This is a genomic window from Photorhabdus tasmaniensis (assembly GCF_011189505.1).
GTDB classification, from domain to species: Bacteria; Pseudomonadota; Gammaproteobacteria; order Enterobacterales; family Enterobacteriaceae; genus Photorhabdus; species Photorhabdus tasmaniensis.
Genome location: NZ_PUJU01000015.1, coordinates 59,412 through 77,682, shown reverse-complemented (window position 1 = coordinate 77,682; position 18,271 = coordinate 59,412). Strand labels below are relative to the sequence as shown.

Genomic DNA, 18,271 nt, shown 5'->3' with positions numbered 1-18,271 from the left:
ATATTTATCTGACTGATCGCCTGTGTTAAATCAGGAAACGGACTAATTCACAGTGAGGGCTTATGGCTGATACAGAAATTCGTGTTGCTATTGTTGGTGCTGGTGGGCGTATGGGGCGTCAGTTAATACAGGCTATCCATCAATTAAGTGGCGTCGCTCTTGGTGCAGCTTTAGAACGCTTAGGCTCTTCTCTGATTGGCGCGGATGCCGGAGAATTGGCAGGTATTGGTAATACAGGCGTTACTGTTTGTGATGACCTGAAAAAAGTTGTTGATAATTTTGATGTGCTTATCGATTTTACCCGCCCGGAAGGAACGCTTACCCATCTTGAAATTTGCCGTCAAAACAGTAAGGCAATGGTTATCGGTACCACAGGCTTTGATGATGAAGGTAAACAGGCGATTAAAGATGCTTCTGCGGATATCCCGATAGTATTTGCTGCAAATTTCAGTGTTGGTGTGAATTTAGTGCTTAAATTACTGGAAAAAGCGGCGAAAGTGATGGGTGAATATACTGATATCGAGATTATCGAAGCACATCACCGCCATAAAGTGGATGCTCCATCAGGAACGGCGTTAGCGATGGGAGAATCGATTGCCCATGCTTTAGGGCGGGATCTTAAAGAATGCGCGGTCTATGCTCGTGAAGGTTATACCGGTGAACGTGATCCGAAAAGTATTGGTTTTGCCACCATCCGTGCCGGGGATATCGTAGGTGAACATACCGCTATGTTTGCAGATATCGGCGAGAGAGTTGAAATAACTCATAAGGCTTCAAGCCGGATGACATTTGCAAATGGAGCAGTGAAGGCAGCATTATGGTTAAGTGGTGAAAATAGAGGTCTTTTTGATATGAAAGATGTATTGGATCTCGATTTACTTTAAAAAAGTATTTTTATAACATCCTGATATCGCATAATTAATTTATATATTGTGCGATTTTTAGTTGTTTTGTTTATTTTTATTTGATTATCATTGGTTTTTCTTATTTTTGTCTTATTTTTTACCTTTATTGTCTTATTTTTTCTCCTTTTTATGATTCTTTTCAGTTTTTCGTCTGAAAATTAAATCTTCTATGCTGGCAACCGTTTTCTAAGTTAACTTTATGTCTGTTTTTAGTCTTCTTTTGTTGGTTTTTTCGGTGAAGTGTGCAAAAAAATAATAAAAGTAACATTTTTTGTAGACAACTATCCTTCTCATCATTAGAATGCGCGCAATTTGCCAAAATTTTGCCTAAAAAGCAGCTTTGGCATTGATTTTGACGAACAAATCTGAATTAATATGCACTAATTGTGATTTATTATTCTCTGGAGGGTGTTTTGATTAAGTCAGCTATATTGGTTCTGGAAGACGGAACCCAATTCCACGGTCGCGCCATAGGGGCTAAAGGGGCGGCAGTTGGGGAAGTGGTTTTCAATACCTCAATGACCGGATATCAAGAAATTCTTACAGACCCTTCCTATTCCCGCCAAATTGTCACTCTTACTTATCCCCATATTGGTAATGTCGGTGTTAACTCAGTCGATAAAGAATCACTAAAAGTACAGGCTCAGGGGCTGGTAATCCGTGATCTACCACTACTAACCAGTAATTTCCGCAGCGAAGAAACACTTTCTGATTACCTTAAACGCCATAATATTGTTGCGATAGCGGATATCGATACCCGCAAACTGACTCGCTTGCTAAGGGAAAAAGGCTCACTGAATGGTTGTATTATCGCAGGTAAGCAGATTGACGCTCAGGTTGCTCTGGAAAAAGCACAAGCGTTCTCAGGGTTGGAAGGGATGGATTTAGCAAAAGAGGTGACAACGGAGCAGGTTTATCCGTGGTTACAGGGAAGCTGGACGCTGGCAGATGGGTTACCGGAAGAGAAACAAGTACAGGAGCTGCCTTATCATGTCGTTGCTTATGACTTTGGCGCAAAACGCAACATTTTGCGGATGCTGGTAGATCGTGGCTGTCGCCTGACAGTGGTTCCCGCTCAGACACCAGCTGAGGATGTATTAAAGTTAAATCCAGATGGTATTTTCTTGTCCAATGGTCCAGGTGACCCAGCACCTTGTGGCTATGCGGTTGAAACAATTAAAACTTTCCTTGAAATAAATATTCCGATCTTTGGTATTTGCCTTGGGCACCAATTGCTGGCATTGGCGAGTGGTGCCGAAACAATGAAAATGAAATTTGGTCATCACGGTGGCAACCATCCGGTAAAAGATCTTGATCGTAATATTGTGATGATTACGGCACAGAACCACGGTTTTGCTGTGGATGAAAAATCACTGCCGGCAAATGTGCGTGTGACCCATAAATCCCTGTTTGACGGTACGTTGCAAGGAATTCATCGTACAGATAAACCAGCATTCAGCTTCCAGGGGCACCCGGAAGCCAGCCCTGGCCCACATGAAACTGCGTCATTGTTCGATCACTTTATCGAGCTGATTAAACAGTATTGTCAGCAAAATAATCGTCATAACACCAAGTAATCAGGAGAAAATAAAATGGCAAAACGTACTGATATTAAAAGTATCCTGATCTTGGGTGCTGGCCCAATTGTTATCGGCCAGGCTTGTGAGTTCGACTACTCAGGTGCACAGGCTTGTAAAGCGTTACGGGAAGAAGGTTATCGTGTTGTGCTGGTGAACTCAAACCCTGCCACCATCATGACTGATCCAGACATGGCGGATGCCACTTATATTGAGCCGATCCACTGGGAAGTGGTACGTAAAATCATTGAAAAAGAGCGTCCTGATGCGGTTTTGCCAACCATGGGTGGACAAACTGCGCTGAACTGTGCGTTGGAACTGGAACGTCAGGGGGTTTTGAAAGAATTTGGCGTGACGATGATTGGTGCCACCGCAGATGCGATTGACAAAGCGGAAGATCGTCGCCGTTTTGATATAGCAATGAAAAAGATAGGCTTGGAAACCCCACGTTCTGGTATCGCCCATTCGATGGAAGAAGCGCTGGCCATCGCAGATAAAGTCGGTTTTCCTTGTATTATCCGTCCTTCCTTTACTATGGGAGGAAGTGGTGGCGGTATTGCCTATAACCGCGAAGAATTTGAAGAAATTTGTGAGCGTGGTTTAGATCTTTCGCCAACCAACGAGCTATTGATTGATGAATCTTTGATTGGCTGGAAAGAGTATGAAATGGAGGTGGTGCGTGATAAAAATGATAATTGCATCATCGTCTGCTCGATTGAAAACTTCGATGCTATGGGGATTCACACTGGCGATTCCATCACCGTCGCACCGGCACAAACGCTGACCGATAAAGAGTATCAAATCATGCGTAACGCTTCGATGGCGGTACTGCGTGAAATCGGTGTGGAAACCGGAGGTTCTAACGTACAGTTCGCGGTGAACCCAAAAAATGGTCGTTTGGTTATCATCGAAATGAACCCACGCGTTTCCCGCTCTTCTGCGTTGGCTTCGAAAGCGACAGGCTTCCCGATTGCCAAAATTGCCGCCAAATTAGCGGTAGGTTATACCCTTGATGAACTGATGAATGATATCACTGGTGGCCGCACGCCGGCTTCCTTTGAACCTTCAATTGATTACGTAGTGACTAAAATTCCTCGTTTCAATTTCGAGAAATTTGCCGGTGCCAATGATCGCCTGACAACTCAGATGAAATCTGTTGGTGAGGTGATGGCGATTGGCCGTACTCAGCAGGAGTCCATGCAAAAAGCATTGCGTGGTTTGGAAGTGGGAGCAACTGGCTTTGATCCGAAAGTTAGTCTGGATGATCCACAGGCATTGACCAAAATACGCCGTGAATTGAAAGATGCTGGTGCGGAGCGTATCTGGTATATCGCCGATGCTTTCCGTGCCGGTATGTCGGTTGATGGTGTTTTCAATCTGACTGATATTGACCGCTGGTTCTTGGTGCAAATTGAAGAATTGGTGCGACTGGAAGAGCAAGTGGCCGAACAGGGAATTAACAGCCTGACTGTCGATTTCCTGCGTCATTTGAAACGCAAAGGTTTTGCTGACGCGCGTTTGGCGAACTTAGTCGGTGTGGCGGAAAAAGAGATCCGCAAGCTGCGTCACAAATATAATCTGTATCCGGTTTACAAACGGGTTGATACCTGTGCGGCAGAATTTGCGACCGATACCGCATACATGTATTCCACTTATGAAGATGAGTGTGAAGCCAATCCGAATAGTGACAAGCCAAAAATCATGGTATTGGGTGGTGGTCCTAACCGTATTGGACAAGGGATCGAGTTTGACTACTGTTGTGTTCATGCATCACTGGCACTGCGTGAAGATGGTTATGAAACCATCATGGTGAACTGTAACCCGGAAACAGTTTCGACAGATTATGATACTTCGGATCGCCTCTATTTCGAACCGGTTACTTTGGAAGATGTGCTTGAAATTGTGCGTGTTGAGCAGCCAAAAGGGGTGATTGTTCAATATGGCGGGCAGACCCCACTGAAATTGGCCCGTGAGCTGGAAATCGCAGGTGTGCCAATTATTGGGACCAGTCCGGATGCGATTGATCGTGCTGAAGATCGTGAACGTTTCAAACAGGCGGTCAATCGTCTTGGCCTGAAACAACCAGAAAATGCCACTGTGGCGACGATTGAACGAGCGGTTGAGAAAGGGAATGCGTTAGGTTATCCGCTGGTAGTTCGTCCATCTTATGTTCTGGGCGGCCGTGCGATGGAAATCGTATATGACGAAGCTGACTTACGTCGTTACTTCCAGACGGCGGTCAGTGTATCTAATGATGCTCCGGTACTGCTTGATCGTTTCCTTGATGATGCAATAGAAGTGGATGTTGATGCTATCTGTGACGGTGAACGCGTGCTGATTGGTGGCATTATGGAACATATTGAGCAGGCAGGTGTTCACTCTGGTGATTCCGCCTGTTCACTGCCGGCTTACACATTGAGTCAGGAAATTCAGGATGTCATGCGCCAGCAGGTAGAAAAACTGGCGTTTGAATTGTGTGTCCGTGGTTTGATGAATGTTCAGTTTGCAGTTAAGAACGACGAGGTTTACCTGATTGAAGTCAACCCTCGTGCGGCCCGTACTGTGCCCTTTGTTTCTAAAGCTACAGGTTTGCCACTGGCGAAAGTTGCAGCTCGAGTGATGGTGGGTCAGTCTCTGACAGAGCAGGGCACAACTCAGGAGATCATCCCGCCATACTACTCGGTGAAAGAGGTTGTACTGCCTTTCGACAAATTCCCGGGTGTGGATCCGATTCTTGGGCCTGAAATGCGCTCAACCGGGGAAGTGATGGGCGTTGGCCGTACTTTTGCAGAAGCTTTCTCAAAAGCACTGTTGGGATGTAACTCCAGAATGCAACAGAGTGGCAGAGCTCTTTTGTCGGTGCGTGATGGTGATAAAGGCCGGGTCGTAGATTTGGCTGCTAAGTTGCTGAAACAGGGCTTTGAATTGGATGCGACTCACGGTACGGCAGTTGTACTAGGTGAAGCAGGTATCAATCCTCGCTTGGTGAACAAAGTTCATGAAGGGCGTCCGCATATTCAAGATAGAATCAAAAATGGTGAGTATAGCTATATTGTGAACACCACTGCGGGTCGTCAGGCGATTGAGGATTCCAAGCTTATTCGCCGTAGTGCACTACAATATAAAGTGCATTATGACACCACATTGAATGGTGGTTTTGCTACAACAATGGCACAGAGCGCAGATCCAACCGAGCAGGTGACCTCTGTACAGGAAATGCATGCCAAGATTAACAGCTAGTCCGTATTCTGATTAATTGAAGTAATAAAAAGGTGCGCTCGATTAAGCGCACTTTTTTATGTTCATTGAAAACCTAAAGGGAGGGAATGAACTCCTGTTATCCCAGAGCCACTTTGACACCTAAGCCAATCAAAACAACGCCAAGCAGTTTATCAATAATCTTTTGGGATTTAACTAATCCGCAGCGAACTGGTGCACTCTGGATCAATATTACCAATAATGGCCAATAGATGGCCGACAGACTCCAAATAATAAAGGCATACCATAATTTCTCATCAACACCCGAATTGACGTTTAGTACCTGAGTAAATATTGCCAGGAAGAATAAGGTTGCTTTTGGATTCAGCAGATTACATAGAAATCCTTGCATAAACGCTTTTTTAAAAGTGACAATTTGTCGTGTTTGATCATCAAGAGTGACGGTATTTCCTCCGCGGGAAAGCAGGCTATTGATCCCGATCCAAATAAGATAAGCCGCTCCGGCATATTTCATCAGATTAAACAGCCACGGAGTAGTGGTGATAAGAATAGCCAGCCCGGCGACGCAATAAGTCATATGACAGGCGATAGCGGCAATTAATCCCATTACCGTCATCATTGCGGCAGAGCGTTGATAACGTATGGCATTTTTGACTACCAGAAAGAAATCGGGACCAGGAGAGAGCATGCCCAAAGTTGAGAGGGTGATGACGAGCAGCGATGTTTCCAGCATAATGTACCCTATAGTTAATATTAGATTTGTTATTATTTTGATCAATAAATGTCTTAAACAACAAATCAAGTATAAATGAATTTTTTGCACTTAAGAAAGTGTTGATCCTATCGACTGGGTACATCCCTTTCCGTATAGTGTCACCAATTTTTATACTATTTGCCTATAAGGTGACTCAATGAATATCAGCTTGATCGCTGCTTTAGCTATGGATCGGGTTATCGGCATGGAGAATGCAATGCCTTGGCATTTGCCGGGGGATTTGGCCTGGTTTAAACGTAATACATTGAATAAACCAGTCATTATGGGACGAGTAACTTATGAATCCATAGGTCGCCCATTGCCGGGACGGCTCAATATTGTATTAAGTAATCAACCGGGTAATGATGAACGTGTAACCTGGGTAAGCTCAGTTGATGAAGCACTGGCAGTAGCTGGTGATACAGAAGAGATTATGGTGATGGGGGGCGGCAAAATTTATGACCAGTTCATCTCGCTGGCTAGCCGTATGTACCTGACCCATATTGATGCAGAAGTGATAGGTGATACTCATTTCCCTGATTATGAACCAGATGAATGGGATTCTGAATTTACTGAATACCATGATGCAGATGAATCAAATTCTCACAGCTACTGTTTTGAGATTCTACAACGTCGTATCTAATTGATAAAACACGCCGATGAAGCTAGCTTTCTTCACGGCGTGTCTGGCTTTAATACTGTTTTACGGCTGACAGGGATGGCTGTGTAAAATATTGCTTATCTTCCCAACGTAACATTGTTAGCTCACCTCCCCAGCAGCAACCTGTATCCAATGCATAAAATCTTTCTGATGTTCCCTGACCTTCCAGTGATGCCCAGTGACCGAAAACAATAGAGTATTCTGCTGAGATCTGCTGTGGCAGCTCAAACCAAGGCTTTAACGGCGCGGGAGCACTTTCGGGTTTATCTTTGCAAAGCATATCCAACTGGCCATTTGGAAAACAGTAACGCATACGTGTTAATGCATTGGTACTGAAACGTAAGCGTGCCAGCCCAGAAAGTTCCGGTGACCAGTTATTCGGCATATCCCCATACATTGAATTGAGAAACAGGGGATAGCTGCTACTATTGAGCATAACTTCAACTTCGCCAGCGCATATTTTCGCTGTTTCCAGATCCCATTGGGGCGTAATACCCGCATGGGTCATGACCAGTTTCAGATCATCGTCGCACTGTAATAGCGGTTGTTTGCGTAGCCAATTAATTAATTCGTCTGCATCTGGAGCGGACAGTAATTCATTAATTTTATCTTTCGGTTTATTGCGACTGATCCCGGCATAAACGCCTAATAAATGAAGATCATGATTGCCTAATACTATTTTTGCGGCTGAACCTAATTGCTTAACATACCGCAAAACTTCAAGAGAATCCGGGCCACGGGCAACTAAATCTCCGGTCAGCCATAATGTATCTTTTTGGGGATCAAAATTGGCTTTAGTTAATAAAGTTCGTAATTCATGATAGCAGCCATGAATATCACCGATCAGATAGGTAGACATAATTAATTAATCAGCGTTGGGATAGCCAGACGGAAAACCGGAATGGCAACGCGGAATGGATCACCATTGTGATCGACCATTTCATAATGGCCTTCCATCGTGCCTAAAGGCGTTTCCAATATAGCGCCACTGGTGTAACGGTATTCTGTACCTGGCAGGATTATTGGTTGCTCACCAACAACGCCTTCCCCCTGAACTTCAGTCTGGTGACCATCGCTGTTGGTAATTAGCCAATAACGGTTGATTAACTGAACCGGTTCGCGCCCAAGATTACGAATAGTGATTGTATAGGCAAAAACGAAACGCTGTTGCTCGGGATACGATTGGCTCTCGACATAAACACTTTGTACCTGAATAGAAACTCTGGGCGCATTAATCATGGTTGACTCCTGTTATGACTGCATTTCAGCTTGTGCCGATAACCAGTTTGCCATTTTGCAGTATTGCTCAACAGAAATATTCTCTGCACGTGTACCTGGGTCGATACCCAGTTCTATGAGCTGTTCTACAGTAAAAAGGTCACCGAGGCTATTACGGATAGTTTTACGCCGTTGGTTGAAAGCCTGAGTTGTGATCCGACTCAGCATACGAATATTTTTGACCGGGTGAGGTATGCTTTTGTGCGGTATCAGACGTACAATTGCTGAATCGACTTTAGGTGCGGGAGTAAATGCGGTTGGCGGTACTTCCAGCACAGGGATAACCTGACAATAATATTGGGCCATGACACTCAAACGTCCGAAAGCTTTGCTGCCGGGGCCAGCTACCAAGCGGTTTACTACCTCTTTTTGCAGCATAAAATGCATATCAGCAATAGCATCAGCATAGCTGAAAAGGTGAAACATTAATGGCGTGGAAATATTGTAAGGTAAATTACCAAAAACCCGCAGCGGCAACTCTCTTTGCTGAGACAATTCGCTAAAATTAACGGTCATTGCATCTTGCTGGATAATGGTCAGCTTATCTTTTAATTGCGGATGAACTTGTAGACGTGCGGCTAAATCGCGGTCGAGCTCAACCACAGTCATTTTATCCATGCGCTCACCAACCGGTTCTGTCAATGCACCAAGACCGGGGCCAATTTCCAGTACGGCCTGGCCCGGTTGTGGATTGATAGCGGTAACAATACTGTCAATGACAAACTGATCGGTTAAAAAGTTTTGCCCAAAGCGTTTACGGGCAAAATGCCCTTGGTGGACTCTATTATTCATTACTGTTTTGTATCATTTTAATTGCTAAATTCAATGCGGTGATAAAACTTCCCACATCAGCTTGACCTGTGCCAGCCAGTTCCAATGCTGTGCCATGATCGACAGAAGTACGGATAAACGGCAGGCCCAACGTAATATTCACTGCTCTGCCAAAACCTTGGTATTTTAACACGGGTAATCCCTGATCGTGATACATTGAGAGAACGGCGTCTGCATGTTGAAGATATTTAGGTTGGAACAGGGTATCTGCCGGCAAAGGCCCCTCTAATACGAAACCTTCTGCTCTCAGGCTTTCTAACACGGGAATAATGACATCGATCTCTTCCCGTCCCATATGCCCGCCTTCCCCTGCATGGGGATTCAGGCCACAAACATAAATACAGGGTTTTGCCAGGCCAAACTTTGTTTTTAAGTCATGGTTAAGGATCGTGATAACTTCCCGCAGGCTATCAGAAGTGATGGATTTTGGCACATCAACAATGGGCAGATGAGTTGTTGCCAGAGCAACCCGAAGTTCCTCTGTTGCAAGCATCATGACAACCCGTTGACACCCACTGCGATCAGCAAAGAATTCAGTATGGCCGATAAAAGGCACGCCAGCGTCATTGATATTCCCTTTATGAACCGGCCCTGTGACTAACGCTGAAAACTCTCCATTCAGGCAACCGTCGCAGGCTCTTGCCAGAGTTTCAGTCACATATCTGCCGTTTTCCTGCATCAACTCGCCGGCGATTGCCGGTACATGAAGAGGAACTGGCAGTATAGTCAACGTTCCGGCAGCCTGGGGTTCGGGTGTTTTATCTGGCGAATATTCCAATAATTGCAAAGGTAAATTGAGTTGTCTGGCCCTGCCCAGAAGCAAATTGGGGTCTGCGCAGGCGACCAACTGTATTGGCCAGCTTTGTTGAGCAAGAACGACAGTCAAATCAGGCCCAACCCCGGCTGGTTCGCCGGGGGTAATAACAATAGGTTTATTGTTGTGCATCGCTGCCATCTAAAATTTTCACATAAGCTGAGGCGCGTTGTTCCTGCATCCAGCTTTGTGCTTCTTCGGTAAATTTACGGTTGAATAACATACGGTAAGCACGATCTTTCTGAGCGACATCTGTTCTATCGACTTTGCGGGTGTCCAGCAATTGAATCAGATGCCAGCCAAAAGAGGAATGAACCGGTTGGCTGATTTCACCTTTATTCAGTCGCATTAACGCGTCACGGAAAGCGGGATCATAGATATCAGGTGTGGTCCAGCCGAGATCACCACCACGCAGGGCTGAACCGGGATCTTCTGAAAACGCTTTCGCGGCGTCAGCGAAATCCGTTTTTCCGCTGCGAATATCACCGGCGATTTGCTGCAACTTGGTGCGTGCCTGATCATCGGTCATGACGGGTGAAGTTTTCAGTAGAATATGACGGGCATGAACTTCAGTGACTGCGATTGTCGCATTACCGCCACGGATATCATTGACTTTAAGAATATGGAAACCCACACCGGAGCGGATTGGGCCAACGATGGCACCTTTCGGGGCTGATTGCAGCTGTTCGGCAAACAGGGTTGGCAGTTCCTGAAGCTTGCTCCAACCCATATTACCGCCTTTCAGGGCTTGTGGATCAGCGGAATAAGCGATAGCCAGTTTACCGAAGTCAACGCCATGCTTAAGTTCAGACATAATTTTCTGTACTACAGCCGTGGCTTTTTCCATTTGTGCCTGGTCCGGGTTTTCTGGTAATGGGATCAGAATGTGGCTGATATTCAGTTCAGTATCATAGGCATTCTGGTTGCCAATTTGTTTCGCTAAGGCGTCAATTTCCTGAGGCAGAATGGTGACACGGCGGCGAACTTCATTGTTGCGCACTTCTGCGATTATCATCTCTTTACGGATCTGACTACGATAAGTATCGAAATTCATCCCGTCAGCAGCGATACGGAGTTTCATCTGATCCACGGTTATGTGGTTCTGGACTGCAATATTTGCAATTGTGGAATCCAGAGCCTGATCAGGAATGGTAATCCCCATCTGCTTTGCCATTTGTAGCAGGATATTATCCATAATCAGACGCTCAAGGATCTGACGATGCAGCATTTTCTCGTCCGGTATTTGCTGGTTTGCGCGTTGCGCATCCAGTTTAACCGAGTGTAAAAGGCTGCTGATGTCACTTTCCAGTACTACCCCGTTATTAACAACCGCAGCGATTTTATCCATTTGCTGAGGTGCAGCGAAGGCAGTACTCACTGAAAACATCAATCCGAGAATGAGAGTTCTCCAATTCTTCATACTTTTTCCATCATATGTAGGTTCCGCGATAGCGGACTTATATTGTTTAATATCAAAGCGTTATTAGCATCAGAATGCACGCTGGTATGGCATGATGCCAGACTGCAACATTTTCTGGCTACCCAGACTATGATTGTTACTTAAGCCTCGGAGTTCAAAGTTAAATGACCATTTGTTGTCAAATTCACTATTGTTGTCTTTCCAACCCACGATTTTACGCTCATAACCGACGTTAACCGCCCAGCAACAAGTGTTGTATTGCAAGCCCACTAACTGACTTGCAGGTTGCTGCTCTTTGGTATCATAGTAGTAAGCGCCGACCAAAGCCCAGCGATCACTCAACGGCCAGCTTGCAACCAGACCAAGTTGAGAAATACCTTGCTGGAAAGCGGGGGCACTTTTAGCTGTGGCCTGGATATAATCTCGGTCAACAAAACGATAGTTCAACTGCACAAGCCGGTCTGCATCACGGCGATATTCCAGTACTGTATTCCCCATCGTTACGCTGCCCAGACGAGTATCGTACTGCATACCGCCTTTCAAACCCCAGGAATCATTAATTCTCCAGTAAGTATCACCAGCCCAGGTCATCATACCTGTTCTGTCTTTACTGTTAATGATATTTTCCTCACCGGTGCGCGGACGTTCAAAATAATAGATTTGACCTAACGACAGGTTAAAACGTTCAACCAAACTCTCATCATAAATGCGAGTAGTGAGGCCAGTAGTCACTTGATTAGCAGATGAAATGCGATCCAGGCCACCATAAAAGCGTTCACGGAACAGGCCAGTATAGTCAGTTTGCAGTAAAGATGAATCGAAGTTATTGATATTAGCCTGATTTTTGTATGGCACGTACAGATACTGAATCTGTGGTTCTAACGTTTGGGTGTAATCGCTGTTCAGGTATGTTGAACGCTCAAACACCATTTTGGCCTCACTTTTGAACTGCGGCAGAACCCGGTTAACCGACTCTTTATATTCAGCATTTTCAAGAGCCTTGGGAATATCCTGCTGATAATGAGTCGCCATCAGCTTAACTTCATTATTTATACTGGCCCAGCCATTGGAAAGTGGCAGGTTAATGGAGGGTTCCAGATGCCAACGGGTTGCTTCCGGATTATCTTTACCTACACTGGTAAATTTTACCGCCTGACCATAGACCTTAAGATCAAATGGCCCCAGATCGTTTTTGTAATAGTTCAGATCTAACTGTGGTTCAGCTCTGTAGGCTTTTCTATTGGTATCTTTAGAAAAAATCTGGAATTGTTTAGTCGATAAGGTGGCATTCCAGCTTTGTTGAGCATATCCCATGCTGAATTTCTGTGTGGCATAGCCGTCGGTGGTAGAACCATATTGAGAACTGAAATCAGAAAAGTATTCAGGGTCACTGACTTTGGTATAATCGATATTAAAGCGCCATACCTGATTCATCACACCATTGTGTCCCCAGTAAAATAACCAGCGATTATCACTCTCTCTGGCGGTGCGTGTTCTTGCATTTTTATCTTTGATATACTGATCGTCATTATTCAGCCAGTCGAACGCAAGTGTACCTATACCTGCTTTCGTTAAGTAACGGAACTCATTATCCAGTTTTAAACCACGTTTACTCATATAATGCGGCGTAATCGTGGCATCATAATTCGGTGCAATATTCCAGTAATAGGGCAAAAGAAATTCAAAGCCATCATTTTTGGAATAGCTGGCGTTAGGAATAAGGAAACCGGAGCGGCGTTTAGTACCGATCGGTAATTGCAGATACGGACTATAAAATACCGGAACATTCGCCACTCTGAAACGGGCGTTCCATATTTCAGCCACTTCTTCTTCACGGTCGAGAATGACTTCGGAGCCAATAACGCTCCAGCTATCATTACCAGGCAGGCAGGAAGTAAAAGAACCATTATCCAGAATGGCATAGCGGTTTTCACCACGCAGTTTCATTTTATCTGCGATGCCGCGTCCCTGACGCCCGACCATCTGATAATCGCTTTGATCCATATCTGTATCTTTATTATTTAAATTAGACCAGGCGCGTGGACCTTTCAGAATAATTTGGGGGTCGTCATAATGAACATTGCCCGTTGCAGTAACAGTCCTTAGCGGAACTTCATCTTCTGTCTGATCAAGTTGTACCTTATCAGCGGTCAATGTTTTATTACCCTGTTTAATATGGACATTACCGCTGAACTTAGCAGAGCGCGGATAATCTGTGTGTGAGTCATCCGCCAGGATATTGACAGGAAGTTGATTTAGATCGCCATAAATTATTGGCTGATCGTAAACAGGTATACCCAGCATACATTGTGCTGCGAGATCAGCATGTACATGCTGACTATAAAGTGCGGCCCATACCATTGTGGCCAGCAAAGTTGGATAACATTTCTTCATAGATATTTATGCGGTTCCGTCATCAGTGGCGTTAGGCCGGCAAACCTCAAGAGACTAACGCACTCAATGAATATGCGCTAGTGTAAAGTCATGCCTTTATTTATCTTGCCGTTAGGCACGGAGCTGAATGAATAGTATGATAATGCAAAACTACACTCAGAGCATTGATGAATTGAGGAGTATATGCATTATTGGGGAAAATTGCTTGGACTGATCTTTGGTGTCATGTCTGGAGCAGGCTTCTGGGGTATTGTCATTGGCCTGTTTATTGGTCATCTGTTTGATAGGGCCAGTGTACGGAGAAACCAAGGTTTTTTTGCGGATAATCAGTCCCGCCAGATGCTGTTTTTCAGCAGTACCTTTCAGGTGATGGGGCATATTACTAAATCAAAAGGACGGGTGACCGAAACAGACATCCAGCTTGCCAGCCAGTTAATGGACCGAATGCAACTTCACGGGCAAGCAAGGACTGCGGCACAGCATGCTTTTCGTGAAGGTAAAGAGCTGAATTTTCCTTTGCGTGAGACACTCAGACAATTGCGTCGTGCTTGCTTTGGCCGGTCTGACTTAATTCGGATGTTTTTGGAGATTCAGTTACAGGCTGCATTTTCTGATGGTCAGCTGCATCCGAATGAAAGGAACGTGCTGTTTATCATTGCTGATGAACTTAGGATCTCCCGTAGCCAGTTTGAACAATTTCTTGCCATGATGGAAGGTGGCCGCAATTTCGGTGGTGGAGGAGAGTGGCAGCAACAGCAGTATGGCAGCTACCAGAGAGCCGCTCAGGGGCCAACACTGGCGGACGCTTGTAAGGTGCTGGGTGTGCGTGAAAGTGATGACGTGACAACAATTAAACGAGCCTATCGTAAACTGATGAGTGAGCATCATCCTGATAAGCTAGTGGCAAAAGGTTTACCACCGGAAATGATGGAGATTGCTAAACAAAAAGCCCAGTCAATTCAAGCTGCTTATGATCTGATTAAAAAAGAGAAAGGTTTTAAATGAATCCTATTTTCTTTTTAAAAACATCCTATTAACATATTGGGGAATAAAATCCCCTATTGTTATTGTGTTTATTTTTTATTCCTCTAGAATATTAGAAAAATTTATATTTTTTACTTTCAATTAAAAAAGAATGCAAAAAATGGCAAATATCCGTATTCTCGTAGGTTATTTTGGCTTGGCCTTGTGCCTAATATTAGCTTCATTGAATTCGGTTACCGTATTTGTCTAGTGGCTTGCTCTCCCCACTAAATCACCCGTGATTATCGTGGGCGCTTCTTAATAACCCCAATTAACAGGTGCTAATCGCTTTCGTTGCAGTTCCTGCGCTGACAGCCCTATGGTCTTGCATGATTGGGGGAAACTTAAATTTAACTTCTCAGAATAAATAATTGCATTTTTTGCTCCTGTTAGATCTTTAAATCATGATACAGATCATAAAATAAAATATTTCATGATTCATATACTGGGAAATGAATATAAACTGAAAGTGAGAAGAAATTATCACCAATATAAAATAACGGGGGAAATAATGGAAAATGGATTAACCCTGATCTGCGAAGATATAACGAAGGAAAACTATATCTTGCTGAATAATTTTTATAAGCGTGATATAGGAAGCTTAGATTATTTTATTTGGAGAAATCTTAAAGAAAAAAAATATAATCTTTCTAGTGAGATCAAAGCATTTTCGTTTAAAATAAACGATACATACTTGTCAATTGTTATGGCAAGAAAGTGTGAGTTTTGCCTTAAAAACAGGCTGATATCCATTAATATGCTTAGCGATTTTGGCATAGATGAATGTGTAAAATCACGAACTTTGATAATAGAAAGTGCTAAACAAACACATCGTAATGATGTAGATGCAACGGTTTGTTACTCAGATGAACGGAAGATCAAATGTTATTCAAAGATTTTCGAGAAATACATATGTAACAGAGTGAACGTTTTTGACTTTATAGAAATAGTAGTAGAAGGATGTACTAGAATCGATGTAGATTTGAGTGATTTTAATGAAATAGATAATATTAATAAAATCAATTTTTTCGGCAGGGAAGTAAATAACGATTGGATCGCTTACTCAAAGCAGTGTCCTTACTACAGGGATATTAAGTTGTTAACTGTTGGAAAGGAATTGGCGATATTAGGTTTTGATGATATCACTGTGGAAGTGATCGGTTTGTCAAGCACCGCTCCCCGTACAATTATATCTGTAATTGATTCTTGTCTTGCTATTAGGGAAAAATGCAGAATAATCTTACCAAATCCTATTTATTCTGAACTACAAAGTAGACTGAGCAAACACAGTATTATAAATAAGTTTAGTATGATGATTGCCTGGCATACCGAAGACGATTTCAATTTGTGTCATGAAAATATATTTATCAGTAGAATCGACAAACGATAAAGGAGTTTAAAATGGGATGTATTTTTTGTCACCCAGAGTCTTCCTTTGCAAAAGATAAAATACTTTTACAAGGAAAACATTTCTATGCGTTTATACCTAAAGGCCAGATAATTGAGGGCTATATAATCATTGCCACCAACAAATGTGAAGCTGATTTAGGGGGATACCGGTGTTTTGCAGAAATATACGATGAAGAAGCAATAAAAGAACTGAAAAAGTTTAAGAATATAATAAATGATTTTTATCGCGAATATTACAATATAAACAATCCTATCTGCTATGAAAATGGACGAGCCGGTGGTTGTATCGTCATGGACCCAAATCAGAAGTACTGTTATCACGCACATTTATGTTGTTTCCCCACCGAGATTGATATTCATAATAAATTAAAACATCAATTTAAAATGCATACTATAGACTCGTTGGATGAACTTAAGATATTCGGTGAGGCGGGGCCTTATATCTACATTGAAGATAGTGGTAATAAGTACATTTTTACGATAGGCGAATCAGATTTCATTGAGAGAGGGATGATAAGAACAGTATTAGCAAATAGTTTGAATGTACCAGAAAGATCCGATTGGAGAGCTAATGAAGGAATAAGGGAGATGGATGCGACTGCTAAAAAATTCAAATCATATATTAATAATCATATGGAGATTGAAGAATGTTATATGCAGATGTAGCTTCTACTTCATGGCCAAAGTCACAAGAAGTAAAAGACATAATAAATATGTACTTGGACACTCTTGGGGTAACGCCAGGGCGATCTTTATCGCAACAATCTAAAAAGGTTACAGAACTCATTGAAGAGTGCAGGCATGAATTAATCGAACAAACAGGGTTAAACCGTCATGGGACAGTAATTTTTAACTCAGGGGCAACGTACTCACTCAACGAATGTATAAAGGGTACGCTTAAGCCGGGTGATAATGTCATTACTACCCATTTAGAACATAATTCAGTGCTTAGACCTATAGATCATTTAAAAGGTATTGGGGTAAGTAGTCAATTAATCGATGTGACAGATGGCGACATTGATATGTCGCATTTGGAATTTTTATTGAAGAATAAAAAAACCAAGTTATTAGTGGTTCATAGTTGCTCCAATACTATTGGTACATTTTGTAATATAGATGAGATAGGAAAATTGGCACATTTATATGGCACGATGGTTTTAGTTGATGGTTCACAATCTTTTGGTTCACAAATAATTGATTTGTCTAAAGGTAATATTGATTATCTTGTTTTTAGCGGGCACAAAAGCTTAGGAGGAGTATCAGGTATTGGCGGATATTTTATTCTTGATAATGAATTTTCTCATAATGAATTAATCCAGGGTGGGACAGGTGTATTATCAAGATTAATAAAACAGCCCACTGGAATACCATACAAGTATGAATCAGGAACACAAAACACTATTGGCATACTTTCATTGCTAGCGTCCATAAGACGTTTAAAAAAAATTGGGATAAAAAACATTCAAAATCAACTACAAACTCTGCGCACGAATCTTATAGATGAACTATCACAATTAAAGAAGGTCAAGTTAATCTGTAAACATAATGTCGGGTTGCCAACAATTCTTTTTACCGTAGAAGGTTATCATCCTGGAGAAATCTCTTATATACTAGAAAATAAATACAATATTATTACACGTCCCGGATTACAATGTGCACCGTTAGCCCATAAAAAATTTGGAACTTATCCCGATGGTGCTGTTCGGGTTAGTATTGATACGTCGCATACAATGGAAGATATTTTAAAAATAAAATCAGCCTTAGCTAAAATCACTGAGGAAAGTTATGAAGGAAGTACTTATAATTAATGAGAATCGTTCAGACAACTTAGGCGATTTAGCGATCAGCGAAGCTGCGAGTAAAATATTTAAAGCTCATAGTCTTAATGTTAAAACACAAAGGATTTGCTACTGACAAACGGCCAAGTGATCACTAGGGAAATAAATTTTATATTTCTTTCAAAAGAATGAAAATATGTCATTAAT

General features: G+C 42.8%; 15 protein-coding genes. 8 read left to right on the top strand and 7 right to left on the bottom strand.

The features are described from left to right. Positions 1-62 precede the first annotated feature (62 nt). The 3 genes from dapB to carB all read left to right on the top strand — a co-directional run bounded on the left by dapB (position 63) and on the right by carB (position 5,722). The gene (gene dapB, locus C5471_RS09270; protein WP_133813683.1) at positions 63-884 is read left to right on the top strand and encodes a 4-hydroxy-tetrahydrodipicolinate reductase; all 822 of its coding nucleotides are present in this window, start codon (positions 63-65) and stop codon (positions 882-884) included. 434 nt (positions 885-1,318) lie between these two features. Further along, complete coding sequence (carA, locus tag C5471_RS09265) at positions 1,319-2,482, top strand: glutamine-hydrolyzing carbamoyl-phosphate synthase small subunit (protein WP_166295820.1); 1,164 nt, start codon at positions 1,319-1,321, stop codon at positions 2,480-2,482. A 15-nt stretch (positions 2,483-2,497) separates the two neighbouring features. Further along, on the top strand, positions 2,498-5,722 hold the full coding sequence (carB, locus tag C5471_RS09260) for a carbamoyl-phosphate synthase large subunit (RefSeq protein ID WP_133813685.1): 3,225 nt from the start codon (positions 2,498-2,500) through the stop codon (positions 5,720-5,722). Between the two features lie 97 nt (positions 5,723-5,819). Here the strand turns inward: carB and C5471_RS09255 are convergent, their stop codons facing one another. Next, positions 5,820-6,434, bottom strand: a complete 615-nt coding sequence (locus C5471_RS09255) for a LysE family translocator (protein WP_133813686.1) — start codon at positions 6,432-6,434, stop codon at positions 5,820-5,822. 178 nt (positions 6,435-6,612) lie between these two features. On the opposite strand from C5471_RS09255, the gene folA reads away from it, so the two are divergent. Then, positions 6,613-7,098, top strand: coding sequence for a type 3 dihydrofolate reductase (gene folA, locus C5471_RS09250; protein ID WP_133813687.1), 486 nt, complete (start codon positions 6,613-6,615; stop codon positions 7,096-7,098). A gap of 49 nt (positions 7,099-7,147) precedes the next feature. On the opposite strand, the gene apaH is transcribed toward folA, so the two are convergent. From apaH to lptD, 6 genes are all read right to left on the bottom strand, one after another. Then, complete coding sequence (apaH, locus tag C5471_RS09245) at positions 7,148-7,975, bottom strand: bis(5'-nucleosyl)-tetraphosphatase (symmetrical) ApaH (protein ID WP_133813688.1); 828 nt, start codon at positions 7,973-7,975, stop codon at positions 7,148-7,150. A gap of 2 nt (positions 7,976-7,977) precedes the next feature. Then, positions 7,978-8,355 carry a Co2+/Mg2+ efflux protein ApaG gene (gene apaG, locus C5471_RS09240; protein WP_133813689.1) on the bottom strand — a complete coding sequence of 126 codons (378 nt, stop codon included), beginning with the start codon at positions 8,353-8,355 and terminating at the stop codon, positions 7,978-7,980. 12 nt (positions 8,356-8,367) lie between these two features. Next, the gene (gene rsmA / locus C5471_RS09235; protein WP_133813690.1) at positions 8,368-9,186 is read right to left on the bottom strand and encodes a 16S rRNA (adenine(1518)-N(6)/adenine(1519)-N(6))-dimethyltransferase RsmA; all 819 of its coding nucleotides are present in this window, start codon (positions 9,184-9,186) and stop codon (positions 8,368-8,370) included. Next, entirely contained in the window at positions 9,179-10,171 is a 993-nt protein-coding gene (pdxA, locus tag C5471_RS09230) for a 4-hydroxythreonine-4-phosphate dehydrogenase PdxA (protein WP_207627278.1), read from the bottom strand. Before pdxA ends, rsmA begins: the two co-directional genes overlap by 8 nt. Then, the gene (gene surA / locus C5471_RS09225) at positions 10,158-11,459 is read right to left on the bottom strand and encodes a peptidylprolyl isomerase SurA (protein ID WP_133813692.1); all 1,302 of its coding nucleotides are present in this window, start codon (positions 11,457-11,459) and stop codon (positions 10,158-10,160) included. Before surA ends, pdxA begins: the two co-directional genes overlap by 14 nt. A gap of 69 nt (positions 11,460-11,528) precedes the next feature. Continuing rightward, on the bottom strand, positions 11,529-13,853 hold the full coding sequence (lptD, locus tag C5471_RS09220) for an LPS assembly protein LptD (protein WP_133813693.1): 2,325 nt from the start codon (positions 13,851-13,853) through the stop codon (positions 11,529-11,531). Between the two features lie 183 nt (positions 13,854-14,036). Here lptD and djlA point away from each other — a divergent pair, with 183 nt between their 5' ends. The 4 genes from djlA to C5471_RS09200 all read left to right on the top strand — a co-directional run bounded on the left by djlA (position 14,037) and on the right by C5471_RS09200 (position 18,094). Further along, complete coding sequence (djlA, locus tag C5471_RS09215; RefSeq protein ID WP_133813694.1) at positions 14,037-14,858, top strand: co-chaperone DjlA; 822 nt, start codon at positions 14,037-14,039, stop codon at positions 14,856-14,858. A 529-nt stretch (positions 14,859-15,387) separates the two neighbouring features. Next, a complete protein-coding gene (locus tag C5471_RS09210; RefSeq protein WP_133813695.1) occupies positions 15,388-16,266 on the top strand; it encodes a hypothetical protein in 879 nt (292 codons plus the stop codon). Between the two features lie 11 nt (positions 16,267-16,277). After that, complete coding sequence (locus tag C5471_RS09205; RefSeq protein WP_133813696.1) at positions 16,278-16,952, top strand: hypothetical protein; 675 nt, start codon at positions 16,278-16,280, stop codon at positions 16,950-16,952. Then, complete coding sequence (locus C5471_RS09200; protein WP_166295817.1) at positions 16,934-18,094, top strand: aminotransferase class V-fold PLP-dependent enzyme; 1,161 nt, start codon at positions 16,934-16,936, stop codon at positions 18,092-18,094. Before C5471_RS09205 ends, C5471_RS09200 begins: the two co-directional genes overlap by 19 nt. Positions 18,095-18,271 lie beyond the last annotated feature (177 nt).

Bases quoted from the DNA above. Each gene is read 5' to 3' on its own strand.
- C5471_RS09255 (WP_133813686.1), bottom strand. From the start codon at position 6,434: ATGCTGGAAACATCGCTGCTCGTCATCACCCTCTCAACTTTGGGCATG.
- apaG (WP_133813689.1), bottom strand. From the start codon at position 8,355: ATGATTAATGCGCCCAGAGTTTCTATTCAGGTACAAAGTGTTTATGTC.
- pdxA (WP_207627278.1), bottom strand. From the start codon at position 10,171: ATGCACAACAATAAACCTATTGTTATTACCCCCGGCGAACCAGCCGGG.
- carB (WP_133813685.1), top strand. From the start codon at position 2,498: ATGGCAAAACGTACTGATATTAAAAGTATCCTGATCTTGGGTGCTGGC.
- folA (WP_133813687.1), top strand. From the start codon at position 6,613: ATGAATATCAGCTTGATCGCTGCTTTAGCTATGGATCGGGTTATCGGC.
- C5471_RS09210 (WP_133813695.1), top strand. From the start codon at position 15,388: ATGGAAAATGGATTAACCCTGATCTGCGAAGATATAACGAAGGAAAAC.
- dapB (WP_133813683.1), top strand. From the start codon at position 63: ATGGCTGATACAGAAATTCGTGTTGCTATTGTTGGTGCTGGTGGGCGT.
- apaH (WP_133813688.1), bottom strand. From the start codon at position 7,975: ATGTCTACCTATCTGATCGGTGATATTCATGGCTGCTATCATGAATTA.
- djlA (WP_133813694.1), top strand. From the start codon at position 14,037: ATGCATTATTGGGGAAAATTGCTTGGACTGATCTTTGGTGTCATGTCT.
- lptD (WP_133813693.1), bottom strand. From the start codon at position 13,853: ATGAAGAAATGTTATCCAACTTTGCTGGCCACAATGGTATGGGCCGCA.
- rsmA (WP_133813690.1), bottom strand. From the start codon at position 9,186: ATGAATAATAGAGTCCACCAAGGGCATTTTGCCCGTAAACGCTTTGGG.
- C5471_RS09200 (WP_166295817.1), top strand. From the start codon at position 16,934: ATGTTATATGCAGATGTAGCTTCTACTTCATGGCCAAAGTCACAAGAA.
- surA (WP_133813692.1), bottom strand. From the start codon at position 11,459: ATGAAGAATTGGAGAACTCTCATTCTCGGATTGATGTTTTCAGTGAGT.
- C5471_RS09205 (WP_133813696.1), top strand. From the start codon at position 16,278: ATGGGATGTATTTTTTGTCACCCAGAGTCTTCCTTTGCAAAAGATAAA.